Below are 1,830 nucleotides of genomic sequence, written 5' to 3'. Positions count from 1 at the left end.
CACACATCAAATAAAGTGTTTTCATTCTCTGATTTTGTTGCTGCAAAGAATGGTGATAGGTCTAGTGAATCTCAAAGCCCAGCAAAAAGAAATCCAAAGGACAAAAGCCTCTCAGAGTTGTATGAGCTTTTTCAAGCGCAGAAGCTTGCTACTGAGTGGGGGGAGAAGACCAAAGAGGACTACTATACAGCCTTCAAAGCCTTTATTGATATTGTTGGTGATGTGGTCCCTTCAAAAGTTGATAGTACATTAGCGAATAAATACAGCTTAGAGTTGCTTAGTTATCCACAGAGAAGGACGCTAGGACGAAACGCTAAGCTGAGCCTAAAAGAGCTAAGCTTACGTGGTGTCCCTACAATCTCAGTCAGGACAGCTAAAAATCACTTTATGCGTATGAATGTCTTTTTAAATTGGCTATCTACACATAAATACATAAAAGCTAATCCACTTATTGGTCTGGCTCCAAAGGGAAAAAAGACCATGACAAAGAAACAAGCATTTAATAAGGAGGACTTGAAGCTTATTTTTAGTCAGCCAACCTTTAAAATGAAAAAGTTTAATTGTGAGTGGCAATACTGGTTACCTATTTTAGCGCTTTATACTGGGGCACGTTTAGAGGAACTCGCACAGCTTGACGCTAAGGACGTGAAAGAGAAAGATGGTATTTATTACTTGGACATACACGCTGAAGAAAGTAATCAGTTGAAGAATGAAAGCTCTGTCCGAATAATACCACTCCATAGCAAACTCATTCAGTTAGGCTTCCTTGATTATGTAGCGACAAGAGCAGGAAATAAGCTATTTAACTTGAATAAAGTTAGCGGTAAATATGGTAAGAATGTCACAAAGTGGTTCACCAAGTTTAAACAGCGTCTGGGCTTCCCTACAACAAAAGTTTTCCACAGCTTTAGACATACATTCAGAGATTTATCCGTTGAAGCTGGGATGCCTAGCGAGCATCTAAAAGCTATCCTTGGACACACACAGAAGGATATAACACACCGTGTCTATGGGACTGGTTTTGGTCTAGAACTTTTGAATAAAAGTATCCAGAGGATTAGCTTTGATATCGAATTTATTTAGGACCATAAATATTTATTTACTATATTTGTCACGGTCGCTCATGAAGTCGTCAAGCTCATCGGAGTTAATAGAGTCTACAAGCTTAAAATAGTCATCCCAGCTACTAAGTTCTTTAGGCGTTGTGTGTGGATTGTGTGGATTTTTGGAAAGAATTATATCTCCTGTTTTAGTATCTTGGCGGATATAGACTTCATTGCAGTCAAAGTTATACTCTGGAGGAAGGTTAAATGCCTGACAGCCTTCATGTGTGAATAATTTAACTTTTTGGGTCATTACTGTTACCTCCAACTGGTCAATAAGCTTTAGTTTTACTCAATGATAGGTTGAAAAGCAATAATATCAATAGAGCCTCTGGAGCGTCTTAGAGAGAGCTTTTAGTTGTTAGATAAATGGTATTAAGAGCTGTTGGAAAGCGCTTAGGAACGCTCTCAGAGGCTTAGCGGTAGTCCTCAATTTGTTAGTGTGTCCAGAGATAAAAAGCGCTAATGACACCAACCCAAAAGATAAAGACAATGTACAAAGTTGGAACGCTAAAAATGGCTTTTATCATGGTTTTGACCTCATTCCTTAGTCATTACCGCAACAGCTTCCAATTATAACGGACAACAAAACCAGAAATACATCACCAAACAGAGCAGCACTAAGAATTAGTGGCAATAAGAAGGGGGAGCTAATGACTGCTTTATTCCCTGCTAATTATTGGGTCAAAGTTGGCTAGAGCCTTATACTCTCTGTTCATTGTGTCCC

2 protein-coding genes are annotated in these 1,830 nt (G+C 38.9%); one reads left to right on the top strand and one right to left on the bottom strand.

Annotated features, from left to right (window positions below; genetic code table 11):
- Positions 1 to 1,083, top strand: a 1,083-nt coding sequence (locus KCG35_RS25050) for a site-specific integrase (RefSeq protein WP_215822577.1), incomplete at its 5' end; no start/stop codon positions are given.
- A 12-nt stretch (positions 1,084 to 1,095) separates the two neighbouring features.
- Here the strand turns inward: KCG35_RS25050 and KCG35_RS25045 are convergent.
- Positions 1,096 to 1,356 carry an antitoxin gene (locus KCG35_RS25045; RefSeq protein ID WP_215822576.1) on the bottom strand — a complete coding sequence of 87 codons (261 nt, stop codon included), beginning with the start codon at positions 1,354 to 1,356 and terminating at the stop codon, positions 1,096 to 1,098.
- Positions 1,357 to 1,830: the final 474 nt, after the last annotated feature.

The organism is Zooshikella harenae (genome assembly GCF_018837975.1).
Taxonomy (GTDB): Bacteria; Pseudomonadota; Gammaproteobacteria; order Pseudomonadales; family Zooshikellaceae; genus Zooshikella; species Zooshikella harenae.
This window is presented reverse-complemented; position numbering and strand designations above follow the sequence as displayed.